We start from the raw sequence: 18465 nt of genomic DNA, 5'->3' as shown, positions 1-18465 counted from the left end.
TAACTGAGACCTAGTATGATGCTCATCCACAAAAAACTGCTGATTTTTATTTTTTTAATAACTAACTGTTTAAGTTTTGGTCAAAGCATTTTAAATGACAATCAAAAATTAAAGTTTAAGCAATATTCGCTTACTGAAGGGCTGTCACAAAGTTCAGTACTTTGCATTCTTCAAGATAGTAAAGGCTTTATGTGGTTTGGTACTCGAGATGGTCTCAATAAATTTGATGGTCAAAAATTTGTCACTTATAGACACAATTCCCAAGATAGTACGTCAATTAGTAATAGTTATATTAAATCGCTCATTGAAGATCAGCATGGCAATTTATGGATTGGTACAATGAACGGACTGAATAAATTTATTCCTAATGAGAATAGATTTATGCGTTTTTTGCCATCGGACAACCAAGGCAATAGTTCTACTACTGAAATTTGGGATATGGAAGCCACGGCAGATGGCTCATTATGGCTGGGCACAAATGTGGGACTGAAGCAATTTAATCCGCAAACTTTAAAAAGCGTAGCCGTATTAATAGGAGACAATCAAAGGGATTACCCTAATTATCAAGTGCGCTCATTACTTAAAACTACAGATGGAAATTTGTGGATTTGCACCGCCACCGCGATTATGGTTTACAATCCTACATCCCAAACATATAAAGCGTACAAATACCCACAAGGAGATATTACAGAAGGCAACAGGAATTATGCACCCGTCATCTATGAAAATGAGCAAAAACAAGTTTGGTTAGGGTATAAGAATGGGTTATACCGCTTCGATAATTCCTCAGACACGTTTAAAATCCACACCTTAGAAGGTCAAAGCACTCCGCCAATTACTGACGAAGTGAGGATCATATATCAGGATAAAGACCAGAATCTATGGGTTGGAACGTATAATGGATTATTTGTAATCTATAAGGATAGTAACAAGGTGGTCCATTATCTCCACGATGAAAATGACAGAACCAGTTTAAGTCAAAATTCTATTTACACATTCATCGAAGATATTAAAGGCGATTTCTGGATTGGTACCTATGCGGGTGGTGTCAATTACTATGATAGAAGTTATGATGTGTTTAAAAGTTTTACAGCCGGTACAAATAACTCCAAGTTGAATTATAAAGTAGTCAGTGCTATTATAGAAGATTCTAAACAAAATTTATGGATTGCTACGGAAGGTGGCGGAATCAATATCTATAACAATGCTGAAGGCCGATTTTCATACTATACACACAGTAACGACGATTCAAAAAGTTTAAGTACAGATAACGTAAAAGCCATGATTAGGGCGAGTGATGGGAAATATTGGATAGGCACCCATGATGGTGGACTTAATGTTTTAAATTCTTCATCAAAACCTTTCAGTTTTAAGAAATTTAATCACGATCCATCGGACAACACTACCATAAGTAGCAATCGCATCATTTCATTATTTGAAGATGCACGTCAGGATATTTGGATTGGAACCTCAGGTGGCGGATTGAATAAATGGCGGCACGATATTCAATCTATGGTCAGAATTACAGATTCATTACATCAGATAGGTTCAATTATTTACGCCATTACGCCCATGGCTAATAAAAATAGTTTGCTTATTTCCAGTAATAGCGGCTTGGCAAAAGTAAATATTATCACGCATCAATTAACACGGATACCTTATAAAATAAATGCTGATCAGTCTGGGCATAGCCATGCCACATTATATGCTTATGAAGATCCACGTGAGAATTTATGGATAGCCACTGAAGGTGACGGTTTATACCATTATAATAATCAAAGTCAGCAAAGCACAAAATATGGGATGTCTGACGGCCTGCCTAATGAGGTCATTTATGGCATTCTTCCTGACGACTTTAATACGGTTTGGCTCAGTACCAACAACGGATTGAGTCGTTTTGATTTGGCTTTTAAAACCTTTACCAATTATGATGTCTCTGATGGCTTAGTGGGAAACGAATTCAATTATGGTGCGTTTAAAAAACTTAAAAATGGCGATTTGATATTTGGTGGCGCAAATGGTATTACATATTTCAACCCCAATGATATTATTGAGAATGCCTTTATTCCGCCTGTATCTATAACCTCGTTTTGGGTGAATAACAAACCATATTTAATTAATGGGAATGAGGAAGGCCCCGTAACCCTTAGTCATGATCAAAATATAGTGAGTTTTAATTTTGTAGCGTTGAGCTATTCGCAATCTAATAAAAATCAATATGCCTATAAACTTGAAGGCTTTGATGACGATTGGATTACTATTGGTAATAATAAATCAGCCACGTATACTAACTTAAATTCTGGAGATTACACCTTTAGAGTTAAAGCTTCCAACAGTGATGGCATTTGGAATGAGGAAGGCGCTTCAATGAATTTGACCATAGAGGCAGCACCGTGGGTAACCTGGTGGGCGTATGTTATATATGGCCTGCTGATTGCAACTGCTCTTTACTTGTTCCGAAAATATAGTCTGTTAAGAATCCATGAGAAAAATGAACTTAAGCAGGAGCGTTTAGAGAAAGAACGTTTAGAAGAGATCAATCAGATGAAATTGCGTTTGTTTACCAACGTTTCTCACGATTTCCGTACACCATTGACTTTAATTATTGGGCCATTGGAGCGCATGTTACATAAAAATATTGGGACGGACTACATTCAAAGGCAACATGAAATTATGCATAGAAATGCAAGTGTGTTGCTACAACTGATCAACCAACTCTTAGATTTTAGAAAGAGCGAATCTGGTCATCTTAAGTTGGCAGCATCCAAAAGTAATATTGTGCCGTTTATTGAACATACTAAGGTGTCCTTTGATGAAGTGGCACGACTTAGAAACATTGATTTTCAATTTCATTCTGAAGATGATACCATTGAACTTTGGTTTGATAAAATCAATTTAAAAAAGGTCATTTACAATCTCTTGTCCAATGCATTTAAATTCACACCGGAGGGCGGGAAAATATCCATTCATCTTTCTAAAGTGACTAAAAACAAGCGTAAACTCATGTTTACGGAATTCTTGAGGCTAGAAGTTAAAGATAGTGGGAGGGGTGTTCCTAAAGAAGATCTTAAATTTATCTTTGACAGATTCTACCAATTAGGACAAGATGATACCACCCGGTCAGGAACGGGTATTGGTTTGGCCTTAACTAAGAGTATTGTTGAATTGCATAAGGGCCAAATTAAAGCGAAGCGTAACAAAGGCGATGGCACTACATTTATTGCCTTATTACCATTGGGAGATCAGCATTTATCAGACATGGACATCATTCAGGAAACTGATGCCACTTCTGGGGCATTCTACTTTAGCAGTCCAAATTACATGATTAAGGAAATGACTGCTGAAGAGCATGATGAAGATGTGGAAGAACGCCCTGAAAACACCTCAGATGTCACAATTTTAATCGTTGAGGATAATATTGAAGTACGCTTATTCATCAAATCGATTTTTGAAACTGATTACGAAATTTTTGAAGCCGAACACGGCGAAATGGCCATCGAAATTGCAAACAATCATAAAGTAGACCTTATTATCAGTGATGTGATGATGCCAAAGATGGACGGTATTGAGTTATGTCAGCATATCAAAACGAATATTTTAACCAGTCATATTCCGGTGTTGTTATTAACTGCTAAAACATCAGAAGCTGCCCAGAAACAAGGTTTTCAAACCGGTGCGGATGCCTACATTACCAAACCCTTTAATGCCAACGTGTTAGAGATGAGGGTTAATAATTTATTACAAACCAGAAAAAGACTGATAGAGAAATTTAAAAAGGATCTCATTCTTCAACCTTCTGTGCCTGATGTTGTCTCTCAAGATGAGGTCTTTTTGCAAAAAGCGATCGGATTAATTGAAGCCCATATTAACGATTCAGATTATGCCATTACTGATTTTGTAGATGAAATGGGCATGAGTCGCTCTGCGTTATATCGCAAATTAAAAGCATTGACGGATCAATCCATAACTGAATTTATCAGAACTATAAAATTGAAACGAGCAGGGCAACTCATACTACAGACCCAGCTCAATATCTCAGAAATTGCCTATGATCTTGGGTTTAATGACTTAAAACATTTTAGAAAATCTTTCCAAAAATTATTTGATGAGTTACCATCAGATTACCGCACTAAAAACACACCAGATTTTAGCGATACTACTGAAGATCAACCCTAAAGCACTATAGCCTCTTTTTTTTTATAGTCAAGGATAGAACACCTAGTAATCAGTGGTTTTTAACCTAAATGAACAGCTAGCCCCTTCCAAATTGTCTGATTTACCCCCGCCTAGATGTTAACAAGATCTTAAATTTACCTAACTATTATTTACATAAATAAAGTCATAAAACTAACACGCAAATGAAAAATCAATTAAAAACCAATTCGAACGCACCGCGGACCAGTGGGAAATTCGTATTTCTTATTCTTTTATGTTTTTCCATATTCAGCATGTCTGCACTGGCGCAGACTAAAGAAATCACGGGGACTATAAAAGATGACCAAGGAGAACTTTTGCCAGGTGCAAGTGTTCTAGAAAAGGGAACCTCAAACGGGGCTGTATCAGATTTTGATGGTAATTATGCCATCACAGTTTCTCAAGGTGCAATCTTAGTGTTCTCTTATGTAGGCTATGTAGCTACAGAAGTTGCTGTCGGTTCACAAACAACTATTAATGTAACTTTAAAAGGTGATAATAGCTTAGACGAAATTGTATTAGTAGGTTATGGTACTGCAAAAAAGAGCGATCTTACTGGTGCTATTTCCAGTGTTGGTGCTAAAGATTTTGAAAACCAACCACTTACAAGAGCAGAAGATGCATTACAATCACGTACTGCGGGGGTAAATGTTTCTAAAAATTCAGGCGCGCCGGGTGGAGATATTAAAATTCGTATACGTGGATCTAACTCCATTACAGGTAACAATCAGCCTTTAGTGGTTATTGATGGTATTATCGGTGGCGATTTGTCAAGTTTAAATACTAATGACATTCAAAGCATTGATGTATTAAAAGATGCATCTGCTACGGCCATTTACGGTTCAAGAGGTTCCAATGGTGTTATATTGGTGGCTACTAAAAGAGGTAAAGCAGGTGTACCTCAAATTCACGTAAATTATTTTCTTTCGTCTTCAGTAGTTCCTAAAAAATATGATTTGTTATCACCTCAACAATTTGTAGATTTTGCTGGTGCTGGTGCCGAGATTATTAATGGAGGAGCTGATTATCAAGATGAATATTTTAGAACAGCCATTACTAATAATGTACAAGTAACTGCCAGTGGTAGAGAAGGACGTGTTAATTATTACCTATCAGGTAATTTGGTGAGCCAAGATGGTATCATCATTAATACTGATTACCAACGCTACTCTTTACGTAGTAATATCAGTGTAGATCTAACGGATAAACTTACTGTAGGTTTAAACGTTTATGGTAGTAAAGAAGATTCACATAATCTAATTGCAGGTGGTACACGAGGTGCGCAAGATGTTAGAGGTGGTGTACAAGCCGTTTTAGGATGGAATCCAGCGGTCAATTTTATCAACCCTGATGGTTCTTATAATATTGAATCAAATCTTGGTTCTATTTTACGTAATCCTATTGCAGTACAAAGAGAGCGCGATGGTAATGATGTTGTCAATAGTTTAAATGCTAATTTAAACTTGTCTTATGACTTTACTGATCAATTAAACTTTACAATTTTGGCGGGTTCATCTCAAAAAAGTCTTAATAGTGAAGTTTATAATGGTATTCCTGATGGTTCTGCTAATTTTCCTCCAAACGCTTCTTATGGTTCTAGAAGAGGAGAAGATTATCAATTAAGTAATATTTTAACCTGGAATAATGATTTTGGTACTACCAATTTGAAGTTAACTGGTATTTATGAGTTGCAATCGTCAACTTCTAAATCTGCAGGATTTAGTGCTTCACAATATTCTTTATCAGGAAATCCTGATGCTTATTCGTTTTACTTAGCTGAATTAGCTGAAAATCAAAGAATCAATGCCAATAAATCAACAAGTGCTATTGACTCCTATGTTGCTAGAGCAGAAGTTAACTTTAACCAAAATCTATTTTTAACGGCTACCATGCGTGTTGATGAATCTTCAAGATTCCGCGAAGGCAACAGAACAGGATATTTTCCATCTGTATCTGCAGCTTATAATCTAGGAAATTTATTTTTGACTGATGATTCATTTGTTAACAGCTTGAAGTTAAGAGCTGGTTACGGTGAGACAGGAAATCAAAATGTGGCTCCATATTCTACCTTTCAAGAATTGAATACAGGTCTTAATTTTCCTTTTGATGGAAGTTCTCTTGATGTTGGTGTAGGCTTTGGTGGCTTAGTAGATGAAAACCTTACTTGGGAAACTACCAAACAAATTAATGTTGGTGTGGATTTTAATTTAGTAAAAAATCGCTTAAATTTAAGTATTGATTGGTATAAGAAAAACACGGTGGACTTATTGTTAGAAAAACCTGTATTGGCTTCTAATGGTGGCGGAACCATCTTGACTAACATTGGTGAAGTAGAAAACACTGGTGTTGACGTAACTTTTTCAGCAGCCGTTGTAGATTCTGAAAATTTTAGTTGGGATTCAAATTTAACTATGTCTTTTGTTGATAATAAGATTGTAGATCTTGGAGGTCCTGACCAAATTGTAACACCTGCGCCATTCAATCCTGCTGGAGGTTCATCAAACTGGTTTTTACTTAAAGTAGGAGAACCGTTAGGTAATTTTTATGGCTACCAATATTTAGGTGCTGATGAAAATGGAGCGGCACAGTATAGTGAAGACCAAGGCATCATAGGTAACGGGACACCAACGTTTACATGGGGTTTAAACAATACCTTGAATTATAAAAAATGGGATTTGAATTTCTTATTGAGAGGCGTACATGGCTATGAAGTTTTAAATTCTACTTTAGGAATTATCAGATTGGCTACGGGTAATATTACAGTGCCAACAAGTGCTGAGGTTTTAGATCCTAATAGTCCAACATCTGGGAACAATTTTATAAACTCTACTAGAAATATTGAAGATGGTAGTTTTATAAGATTAAGCAATTTATCTTTAGGTTACACGCTACCAAGTATCAAAGGTTTTTCTGATTCTGTAAAAATTTATGTTAGTGGACAAAATTTATTCACCATCACGGATTACAAAGGCTATGACCCAGAAGTATCTTCTGTAGGAGTAACAAGTTCAGATGTCACGGCTTCTTTTGACGCCGGAGCTTTGCCAAATCCAAGAACGGTAACCTTTGGAGTGAACATAGGCTTTTAATTAATAAAAAAATATAATTATGAAACGAAATAAATTTAAAACACAGTTTTGGACCAGAATAAGTACCATGGTGTTTTCGGTATTCATCATCACCTCGTGTTCAAATCTTGATGAAAATCCGGATGAGGTACAATTAAACCCAGCAAACTTAACATCCGACGATGCTTTGGCGGCAACCTTAACGGGTATGTATAGAAATCTTATTGATGGTGCAAAGGATACGCAATTTAGAATTGCAGCTTTTGGTGGAGATGATCTTACTACACATAGTGCAAGTAATAAAATTGCCTTTAGAGAATCTGATTGGAGACGTTTAACTTCTAGTTCTTCGCGAATAGAAACCGCATATAACACAAGTTATAATGTTATTACGCTTGCCAATATTGCGATAGAAGCACAATCAAAAATTATTAGCACTGATAAAGCAAAGGTTGATCGATTAATTGGAGAAGCTTATTTTATGCGTGCTTTTTCATACATGCATTTAACCAAATCCTACGGGAGAGTGCCACTACAATTAGTGCCTAATTCTAATGAAGAATTGTCAAGAGCGTCCTTTGTAGATATTTATACTCAGATAGAAGCTGACTTAGTGAAAGCTGAAGAATTACTTCCTAATGTATTTCCTGGTATTCCTGTAGTAGGAGCACGACCAAATAAAGGAACTGCAAAAGCTTTTTTATCAAGATTATATTTGATGTGGGGCGGGTATCCAATTAAGGATGCAAGTAAATATGCTTTGGCTGCTAGTAAAGCTAAAGAAGTTATTGATAACGAAGGTACATACGGATTCGGATTAACAAATGATTTTAGAGCGCTATGGACAGAAGCTAACAGATTTAACCAAAATGAAAGTGTATTTGCATTGGTAAGCTGTGTGACTTGCGGTGTTCATAATAGAACAATGGGCCGTTTAGGCTTGCCTGCTGAAGCTGGAGGTTGGAATGAAACTTTTGGTGAAGTTGCATTTTTTGAAGATATGGAAGCTGATGCTAGTGCCAATGGTACAGAAAAACGATTTAATGACACCTATGTGTTAGAGGTCATCCCTAGATCAAAACGTCCACTTGGTGCAGATTGGAGAACTTGGGTAGATCCACATCCTGTTTTACGAAAAATTGCCGGTGGCGATTTAACTGAGCCTGGTGCAAATAATACCTTGGGTAACTTTAATATTTATTTTATGCGTTATGCTGAAGTTTTATTAAACTATGCTGAAGCTGTTGGAAGATCTGGAGGCAATGATCCTGCTGCTTGGGATGCTCTTAACAGAGTGAGAACCCGTGCAGGAGCAACTTCAACCTTAACTAGTGCTGACGGTACCTTAACTGATCTTGCATTTATGGAAAGAAAATGGGAGTTTGCTGGTGAGTTTTTAAGAATGCATGATTTGGTAAGAACTGAAACACTCTCAGCAGCCTTAGCGAATAGATCTCCAAAAGAATGGGTTGATGTTGTAAATAATACTACCCCTATAACAAGTGGAGGTGAAGAATTTTATTTCACACCTATTCCTCAAGCGGAACTTGATATTTATCCAGGTTTGAATAATTAATACAAGAGTTTTATATATTTTTTTGAGTTAGCCTAAAAACCTCTAAGCCCTGCTTAGAGGTTTTTTATAAATTACTGCTATCTTTAAACAAGAAGTTTAGTGTTTGATTATAAATATTTCTATTCAATGAACAATTTCAGAATTATTAAGGTACTAATCATTTGTGTATTATTAGGTTGTATCTCTTGCGATAATGGTAAAAAGAATACTATCAATAAAGATGAAAAAATTGATGCTCCTAAATTATTTCAAGCGATCACGCCTGAACACTCTGGCGTCGATTTTTATAATCAGCTTATAGAATCTGAAGATTTTCATTACTACAAATACATCTATTCTTACAATGGGGGCGGTGTTGCCGCTGCCGATTTTAATACTGATGGATTGGTGGATTTATATTTCACCTCTAATCAGGGCAATAACAAATTATACATTAATAAGGGCGATTTTAAATTTGAAGATGGCTCAGCAACTGCAGGTTTTAAACCTAATGTCGGATTTAATTCAGGGGTTGCCATTGCCGATGTCAATAATGATGGTTTTCCCGATATTTATGTGTGTAAAGCTGGTAGTTTTGACGATGAACGCTTAACAAATGAATTGTATATCAATAATGGCGATTTAACCTTCACTGAAAGAGCAGCAGAATATGGCCTCGCCGATACCAACAGATCTACAACTGCAACTTTTTTTGATTATGACAAAGACGGGTTTATCGACCTCTATATTACAAATACGCCAGTAATCACCAAAGATTATCGAGAGATAAAAAATTTAATAGCGCTTCAAAGTGAACCTGAAACACTAGCTTTAAAAGGAAGTGATAAACTGTATAGAAACACCGGGATAGGAACATTTGTGGATGTTTCCAACGCCGCCGGTATTTTACCTGATAGAGCGTTTGGTCTTAATGCACAAGTCAGCGATTTAGACGATAATGGCTATCTCGATATTTACGTCAGCAATGATTTTGATATGCCTGATTTTGTGTTTTTAAACAATGGTGATGGGACGTTTTCTGATGGTAGAAACAAACTCTTAAAACATATGTCTTTTTATAGTATGGGTAGTGACATTGCTGATATTGACAATGATGGTTTTATGGATATTATGACCTTAGATATGAGTCCTGAAGACTATATCCGGGCAAAAACGACGATGGCCATGAGTTCTATCCCTAAGTTTGATGAAATGGTCAATAATAATTATCACCATCAGTATATGCACAATATGTTGCAACTCAATAATGGTAATGGTACTTACAGCGATATTTCTCAAATGGCTGGCGTTGCAAGTACAGATTGGAGTTGGTCCGTATTGCTAGCCGATTTTGATCTGGATGGTTTTAATGATATTTATGTAACTAATGGCGTGTTTAGAGACGTAATTGATCAAGATAAAACCAATGAAATAAAAGCCATCATCAGAAATAAAGGCACAAGACCGACCGACAAAGAATTTTTGCAGTACACTCAAATGTTACCACAGCAAAAATTATCTAATTATTTCTTTAAGAATTCCGGAGATCGGACGTTTACAAACCAATCCACTACTTGGGTAGAAGAGAATCCTACATTTTCTAATGGCGCCGTGTATGCAGATCTTGATAATGATGGCGATTTAGATATTGTTGTCAATAATATTAATGAGCCAGCAACTTTACTTAAAAACAATGCCATTGAAACCAATAAAGGCAACTTTATTCAAATGGAATTGGAAGGCACGGAACAAAACAAAATGGGCGTAGGCGCAAAGATTGTTCTAACTTTTGATGATGGTCAAATATTAAGTCGCGAGCTAATTAATGCTAGAGGTTACTTATCATCCGTATCCAATAAAATACATTTCGGATTGGGAACACATCAGAATATTCCAAAATTGACTATTGCTTGGCAAGACGGAAAAACTCAGGAAATGCTGAATGTGAAATCAAATCAGCTACTTAAAATAGCTTATAAAAACGCAAAGTTTTCGGAAGTTAAAACACTAAAAGAAACCCCAATTTTCACCAAACAAGATCTTAAGTTATCACATACTGACCCCGCTTTTGACGATTTTCAAAAGCAATTGTTATTGCCCCATAAATTATCACAAACAGGCCCTGCCATAGCAGTGGCAGATATTAACGGTGATGGTTTGGATGATGTATTTATAGGAGGTGCCCACGGCATTGAAGCGCAATTGCTAATAGGGAAAGCTGCAGGTGGCTTTTCAAAAATTGCTACTAGAGCGTTTGCTGCCGATAAGGCAGGTGAGGATGTGAGTGCTGCTTTTTTTGATGCTGATGCTGATGGCGATCTTGATTTGTACGTGGTCAGTGGGAGCTATGAGTTTGATATTGACAGCCCAGATTTACAGGACCGGCTGTACATTAATAACGGGTCGGGGCAATTTGCAAAAGCTATAGATGCCTTGCCACTCATAAATTCTTCAGGCTCTGTGGTTGTGCCAGCCGATTTTGATGGTGATGGGGATATAGATTTGTTTGTGGGCAGTCGGGTAATTCCGGGATTATACCCATACGCACCAATAAGTTACCTGTTAGTAAATAACAAGGGCAAATTTAGTATTGAAACCATCACGTTAGCCCCAGAATTAGAAAAAGTTGGGATGGTCACCGCCGCCGTTTGGAGTGATTTGGATGCTGATGGCGATTTAGATTTAATTGTCACAGGCGAATGGATGGGCATTTCCGTTTTTGAAAACACCCACGGAAAATTAGCAAAATCTAAAAAGTATGCCAAACTAGATAACGCCAAAGGGTGGTGGAATACCCTATTGGTAGCAGATATTGATAATGATGGTGATATGGATATCGTAGCTGGAAACTTAGGATTGAATTATAAATTCCATGCTTCCACAGAAAAACCGTTACATGTATATACGTCAGATTTTGATAGTAATGGCGTTGCGGATATTATGTTGGCCAAATATTATAAAGACAAACAAGTGTTGGTACGCGGTAAACAATGCACCTCTCAACAAATACCAGCATTAAATGCTATTGTGCCAACTTATAACGACTTTGCCAATAAAAGCCTTATTGAGATTGTAGGCGAAGATTTAAATAAAGCCTTACATCTTACCGCTGTGGAATTCAAGTCGGGGATTTTTTATCAAGAACAAGATGCCTTTAATTTTGCGCCTTTTGAAAATAGAGTGCAGCAGTCGCTAATCAACAGCATACTATTTGAAGATTTTGATGCTGATGGTGTTCCTGATTTATTACTGGCAGGAAACAATTACCAATCGGAAATTGAAACCACAAGGGCAGATGCAGGCATCGGAACTTATTTGAAGGGCAACGGAAAGGGAATGTTTGTATATGTCCCAAATCCCAAACATGGCTTTTTTGCAGACACAGATGTAAGAGATGTAAAGCTTATGACAACAACTCGCGGCCAGATAATTCTAGTAGCTAATAATAATGATGTTTTGACATCTTTCGTTTATAATAAAAAGGAATAGAATAAATAGGTCAATATACTGCCTGATTTTCGTAAATAATTCTTATTTTATTGATAATCAACCTTTAATATCCAGTAAAGAACAGCTGCCCCCGTTTCAAAAAACAAAACACCCCCTCTATAATTGTTAACATCGTCTTAATTTTACCTTAATATTTATTTAAAGTATAAACTAAGATGCAAATGAAAAAGCAATTACAAATCCATTCGAGTAGACCATCGATTAATGGTAAAGTCATTTTTCTAATTCTTTTATGTAGTACCTTATTTAGCATGTCTGCATTTTCACAGACACAAATGGTAACGGGAACAGTTTTAGATGAAATAGGAATGCCTCTACCAGGTGCCAACATCATGGAAACAGGAACAAAAAACGGGGTAACCTCAAATTTTGATGGCGTGTATTCTCTTCAGGTTAATAGAGGTGGCACAATAACGGTAACCTATATAGGTTACAAAACCCAAGTGTTAACGGTAGGGTCACAGTCTACTATTAACATTAACATGGAGCCAGACTTACAGCAATTGGATGATATTGTTATTATAGGTTACGGATCTGTACAGAAAAGAGATCTTACAGGTTCAGTGGCCACAGTTAATATGGACAAACTAACCGAAGCACCAGTAGTTAATTTTGATCAAGCCTTGGCAGGTCGCGTTTCTGGGGTTCAGGTAAGCACTGATAGTGGCGAGCCGGGAGCAAGTGCTACCATTGTTATTAGAGGTGGAAACACAATTAATGGTGATAACTCTCCTTTATATGTGGTTGATGGGTTTATCGTTGATAATTTCAACCCAGGACTAGTAGATCCATCAGATATTGAAAGTATGACCGTTTTAAAAGATGCATCAGCAACCGCCATATATGGTGTTCGTGGTGCTAATGGGGTCATTATCATTAATACAAAACGTGCCAAAGTAGGCGCAACAAAAGTCACCTATTCCACACGATTGGATGTGGCCAATGCTTCAAAAACATTGGACGTGTTAGATCCTTATCAATTTCTCAAGCTTTCTGAAGAAATAAATTATAACAGCACGGCTTCTCGCTATTATTCTATTCCGGCTACTGATGGTACCTCTGGGAATGTTATAGTGGGAAGTGCTGAAGATTATAGATTTTACAAAGGTAAAAACTGGCAAGACGAAGCTTTTAGAACAGCCTATACAAAAACGCATAAATTAAATATTGCAAGCGGTAGTGAAAAAACAAGGTTAAATGCGTCCATTAATGCTGTTGATGATCAAGGCACATTATTAAAGTCAGAATATAACAGATTGAACGGAAGGATGACCGTAAATCATAAAATTAGCGAAAAGCTAGAGACGACTATCGATGTGATTTATACACAATATGCACAAGAAGGAATTGGTGTTAATGGAACAGGACAATATTCATTTATGAGAAGTTTGTTAACGTATAACAATGTTGCTAATCAGTATTTAGACTATCCAGCTGGTTTTGATCCATTGGATCAGGTAAGTGAATCATTAGACGCTGTTAATGCTGTTGTTTGGCACCCAATAGTATCATTGAAAAATGAATATAGAAAAAATGAGACCGATCAATTTATAGCCAACTTAGGTTTAAAATATAAAATCAACTCAGATTTAAATTTAGAAACCAAAGTAAGTTTCAATCGCCAGAACAGAACTAGTGGAAGTTTTATGAACAGCCAAACAGTATATGGACGTTTAATAAATAAAATAGAAGGTATAAATGGTTCTATAAGTCAACAGAAATGGAATAATTTTTCTTCAGTAAATACCTTAGATTATAAAAAGAAATTTGGAGACCATTCCTTAGATGCATTAGCGGGCGTCACTTTAAATATCAGAAAAAATGAATATTCTAGAGTTTCAGCTAAAGAGATTCCACAATATTTAGAAGACTTAGGAATCAATTCTATTGACGGTGGGCTTTTAAAAGATGAAAATGATCAATATGGTTCAGATGAGTCTCGAATTTTCTCTTTATTAGCGCGTGTTAATTATGGTTATAAAGGAAAATATTTATTTACAGCGTCTATAAGACGTGACGGATCATCAACTTTCCCAGAAAAGAATAGAATAGGTTATTTCCCATCCGCAGCGGTGTCTTGGAATGCTGATAGAGAAGATTTTATTAAAAACTTAAATGTGTTTTCTCAATTAAAGTTTAAAGCAGGATATGGTAAAACTGGTAATGATAGAATTCCTGGTGATGCCCGTTTTGAATTATTGACTGATAATTTATCTAATTACTTTTTTGGCGGCGGAACTTCTTTAGGACAACGTCCTCCAGGAAGAGGTGCCAATCCAAATCTGTTTTGGGAAACTACGGAGCAGTATAATGCTGGTTTAGATATGGGCTTCTTTGATGATCGTTTGTCATTGTTAGTTGAAGTGTATCAAAAAGATACCAAGGATTTACTTCTGAATGCAGATTCTGCACCATCCCAAGGATTTACTTCCATTTGGGAAAATACAGGCCATGTTAGAAATACAGGTTTTGAACTTAGTGTAAACACTGTAAATTTCAAATCTAAAAACTTTTCGTGGACTTCAGATTTTAATATCTCTTTCAACCAGAATATGGTCGTCTCCATTCCTGAAGGAAAACCAATTTTTGGCCAGCCTAATTATTACCAAAGATTAAGAACCCAACAATTTATTGTTGAAGAAGGAAAATCTATAGGAAATATGTTTGGCTACATTTCTGATGGGGTTTATCAACCAGAAGATTTTGTGAACTATGATTTTGGATCAGCGTCACATACGTTGCTTCCAGGTCAACCAAGTTATAAGGCGAGCCACCAAGCGGGAGACGAGAAATTTAGAGATGTTAATGGCGATGGCAAAATTAATGGTGGAGATAAAACCATTATCGGGAATGCCTTACCTAAACATTTTGGAGGTTTTGGGAATACATTTGCTTATAAAAATGTTCAGTTAAGCACATTTTTACAATGGTCTTACGGTAATGATATCTTAAACGCAAACCGATTAGTGTTTGAGAACATGGAAAGTGCAGGTTCAAACCAACTCGCTACGACGCTTAATAGATGGACACCAGAAAACCAAAATACGATCATGCATAGAGCAGGTGGACAAGGATTTGAAGATGTGTCTTCTCGAGTGGTAGAGGATGGTTCTTTTTTAAGACTAAAAACAGTTAACCTTTCATATAATTTCCCTAAAGATGTTCTTGAAAAATTTAAATTAAGCAATTTAGAGATCTACCTATCTGGACAAAATTTAATTACATGGACCAACTATTCTGGTTTCGATCCAGAGGTGTCTGTAGAAAACTCATTAATCACTCCAGGAATTGATTATTCGGCGTATCCGAAGTCAAGAACATTCAGTTTTGGTTTAAATGTTTCATTTTAAAAAAAAAATCACATGAAAATAAAATTCGTATTAGCAGTCGTATTTTCAGCCTTCTTATTGCAGGGCTGTGACGACCAATTAGAAATAGAACAAAAGGATAATATTACGGCAGAAAACTTGTACAACACTAAGGCTGGTGCTTTAGCAGGATTGGCCGGTGCTTACAGTAGAGTAGTTCAGGTATATAGAGATGCTATCATCAATGCGCAGTATCCAACGGACTGGACAGATGAAGGGTTCTATAATAGAAAAGGACTTCAAAACATCCTTAAAAATAACTTTACCGCATCAGATCCTACATTAGGAAATATATGGAGTGATTATTATTCAGGCATTGCCGCCGCAAACTCTTTATTGATTGGACTTGAAGGGTCTCCTTTAGAGGAAGATGTAAAATTGGAATTTGAAGCGGAAGCTCGTTTTTTAAGAGCATTCTTATTTTTTGATTTAGAAAAAGCATTTGGAGGTATTGAAGGTATTCCGATGCCATTAGAAGATGACTATTTAAATAAGGCATTGTTACCGAGAACTAAAGGGATTGATGTCTATAAACAAATCATTTCAGATTTAGAATTTGCAGAACAACATTTACCTAGTGCTGCGCTGGCAACAGGTGGTAGAGGTAACAAAAGTGCGGCCAGAGGCTTGTTAGCTAGAGCTTACATTTTTATGGCGACCAAACCTTTTAATGAGGCAGGAGCTTATGAAAAAGCAAAAGAATGGAGTAAGAAAGTTATAGACGACCCATACCACGTTTTAAATCCAATTTATGCAGACATATTTAATGAATTGGCAAGAGGAAATTACGAAACTAAAGAAACCCTATTTCAAATCGGTTTTTCTGAAGATGTAGCGCAACAACAATCTAAGTTAGGTTCTGGTTTTGGAATGAAATTTGACGACGAGTCTTGTGCTTTAAAAGGGGCGCGTTTAAAAGGTAAATCTTATGCACAAACTTATGCTACCGTTACCTTAGTCTTGAAATATAGAAATGATCCTACGGACGAAAGAGGTTTATGGAATACCTTGCCATTCTTTAATGCTAGAAATGAAGATTGTCAATTAAAACTAGAAGGCTCTCAGTTTAGCTATGCATCATCAAAATACAGAAGATATTTAGAAACTGATCCTACAAATACCAGTTATGGATCTCACCACTGGCCAGTATTACGCTTATCAGAAATGTATTTAATTTATGCTGAGGCGCAAAATGCTATAGCTCCAGGTTCTACAGAAGCTATTGATGCCATTAATATGGTAAGAAATAGAGCTAATGCTACACCTGTAGAAGAGGTTAATGATGAGGTCATACAAGAAGAGTATTTGTTAGAATTAGCTTTTGAAGGACATCGTAAATTTGATTTAGTAAGATGGGGAATTTTAGAGCAAAAAGTAAATGAAACAGAATCTAGAATGAAAACCTTAGAGGCTGATCCAAATTTTATGAATGACGACTGGGTCACATTTGGTACATTTTCATTAGATTCTAATGATCTTCCAATAATCACTAGAGATTCATTAAATACAACACCAAGAAGAAATACGATGAGTGGTAATTTCAACTATTATGATGGCTACGACGACTTTGAGCCAAGTAAAAATTACATACTACCTATTCCAGCACAAGAGTTGGGTGTAAACACGAATTTAAAACAAAACTCAGGGTGGTAATAAGTACTAATAATTTTAAAAAAATAGACAAAATGAAAAAAGTAGTTTATATATGGACAATGTTGCTTCTCGTAACACTAGTGTTTCAGAGTTGTGAGGATTTAGAAGCAGTGGATACACCAGATTTTAGTGTCGTTTTTAATACGACCGCCAAAGTGGGTGAGCCTGTCGAATTTACAATCACGGATGCTCCTAATTTTTTAAACTTTTATTCGGGCGAATATGGTCATGAATTTAAAAACAGTGAGCGCTATAAGGCAGATGGTGAATTTTTCTTGAACTTTGATACCGCCAGAAATTATTTTGACGGTGCAAGTAAAAATGATGAAGCCTGGAGTTTTTTAGTATCTACTGATTATACAGGGTCTGGTACTATTGAAGATGTGAAGGTAGCCACTTGGACGGATATCTCTGACCGTTTTACATTTGCTACGGCCAGATCATACAATCTAACAAATTCTGGCTCTGTAAATATTACTGAATTTGCCAGCGATTTACCTACCTATTTTGCAATCAGAGCTTATGCTGAAGGGAAAAAGGAAGATGGCAATAGACAAGGGGTGTTTCGTGTACATAGTTTTGACATCGCTTTAGCGGTGGCCAATGAAAACTATTCACTAGACATTACTAATTTCACTAATCCTGGCTTTAACTCCGTTAACGTTGAAGGTGTACACCCAACCAACTCCACTAAAGACTATTGGAGAAATAGAGGAAGTTATTACGAGTTGAGTGCAGACCAGGCAGAATACACCAATGATGATTGGTTAATTACCAATCCAGTAAATTTAGCTGGAGCTGTTGATCCTGATAGAGGAGAGCCTTTAAAAACATTTTCTGACCGACTAAAATCGTTTCAATACACCTTTGCACAACCTGGTACGTATACTGTAACGTTCGTGGGAAGTAATGAAACTATTTATGGGCAAAAAGGAAGTATTAAAGAATACACAATCACTGTTTCAGAGTAAAATTAGCTGTATCAGTTGAAATAACCCTTTGATTATTAGCACTATAATCCCCGACCTATACAATTAAACGTACTTGGTTCGGGGATTTTTTTATATGATTACGAACCAATTTGGAACTTAGGTTAGAAACAATAGAATTGTCCAGA

At 36.4% G+C, this 18465-nt stretch carries 7 protein-coding genes; all 7 read left to right on the top strand.

Going from position 1 to position 18465, the window contains the following annotated elements; all coding sequences use genetic code 11:
* Positions 1-15: 15 nt before the first annotated feature.
* The 7 genes from JEM65_RS20425 (at position 16) to JEM65_RS20395 (ending at position 18319) form a co-directional block, all read left to right on the top strand.
* On the top strand, positions 16-4176 hold the full coding sequence (locus JEM65_RS20425) for a hybrid sensor histidine kinase/response regulator transcription factor (RefSeq protein ID WP_199603498.1): 4161 nt from the start codon (positions 16-18) through the stop codon (positions 4174-4176).
* A gap of 182 nt (positions 4177-4358) precedes the next feature.
* Positions 4359-7283, top strand: coding sequence for a SusC/RagA family TonB-linked outer membrane protein (locus JEM65_RS20420; RefSeq protein ID WP_199603496.1), 2925 nt, complete (start codon positions 4359-4361; stop codon positions 7281-7283).
* A 19-nt stretch (positions 7284-7302) separates the two neighbouring features.
* On the top strand, positions 7303-8838 hold the full coding sequence (locus JEM65_RS20415; protein WP_199603494.1) for a RagB/SusD family nutrient uptake outer membrane protein: 1536 nt from the start codon (positions 7303-7305) through the stop codon (positions 8836-8838).
* 126 nt (positions 8839-8964) lie between these two features.
* Positions 8965-12306, top strand: a complete 3342-nt coding sequence (locus JEM65_RS20410; RefSeq protein WP_199603492.1) for a VCBS repeat-containing protein — start codon at positions 8965-8967, stop codon at positions 12304-12306.
* A 182-nt stretch (positions 12307-12488) separates the two neighbouring features.
* Positions 12489-15677 carry a SusC/RagA family TonB-linked outer membrane protein gene (locus tag JEM65_RS20405; protein ID WP_199603490.1) on the top strand — a complete coding sequence of 1063 codons (3189 nt, stop codon included), beginning with the start codon at positions 12489-12491 and terminating at the stop codon, positions 15675-15677.
* A 12-nt stretch (positions 15678-15689) separates the two neighbouring features.
* Positions 15690-17348, top strand: a complete 1659-nt coding sequence (locus tag JEM65_RS20400) for a RagB/SusD family nutrient uptake outer membrane protein (RefSeq protein ID WP_199603489.1) — start codon at positions 15690-15692, stop codon at positions 17346-17348.
* A 32-nt stretch (positions 17349-17380) separates the two neighbouring features.
* Complete coding sequence (locus JEM65_RS20395) at positions 17381-18319, top strand: DUF5017 domain-containing protein (protein ID WP_199603488.1); 939 nt, start codon at positions 17381-17383, stop codon at positions 18317-18319.
* The last annotated feature ends 146 nt before the right edge of the window (positions 18320-18465 follow it).

It is taken from the genome of Gelidibacter salicanalis (assembly GCF_016469035.1).
Taxonomy (GTDB): Bacteria; Bacteroidota; Bacteroidia; order Flavobacteriales; family Flavobacteriaceae; genus Gelidibacter; species Gelidibacter salicanalis_A.
This window is presented reverse-complemented; position numbering and strand designations above follow the sequence as displayed.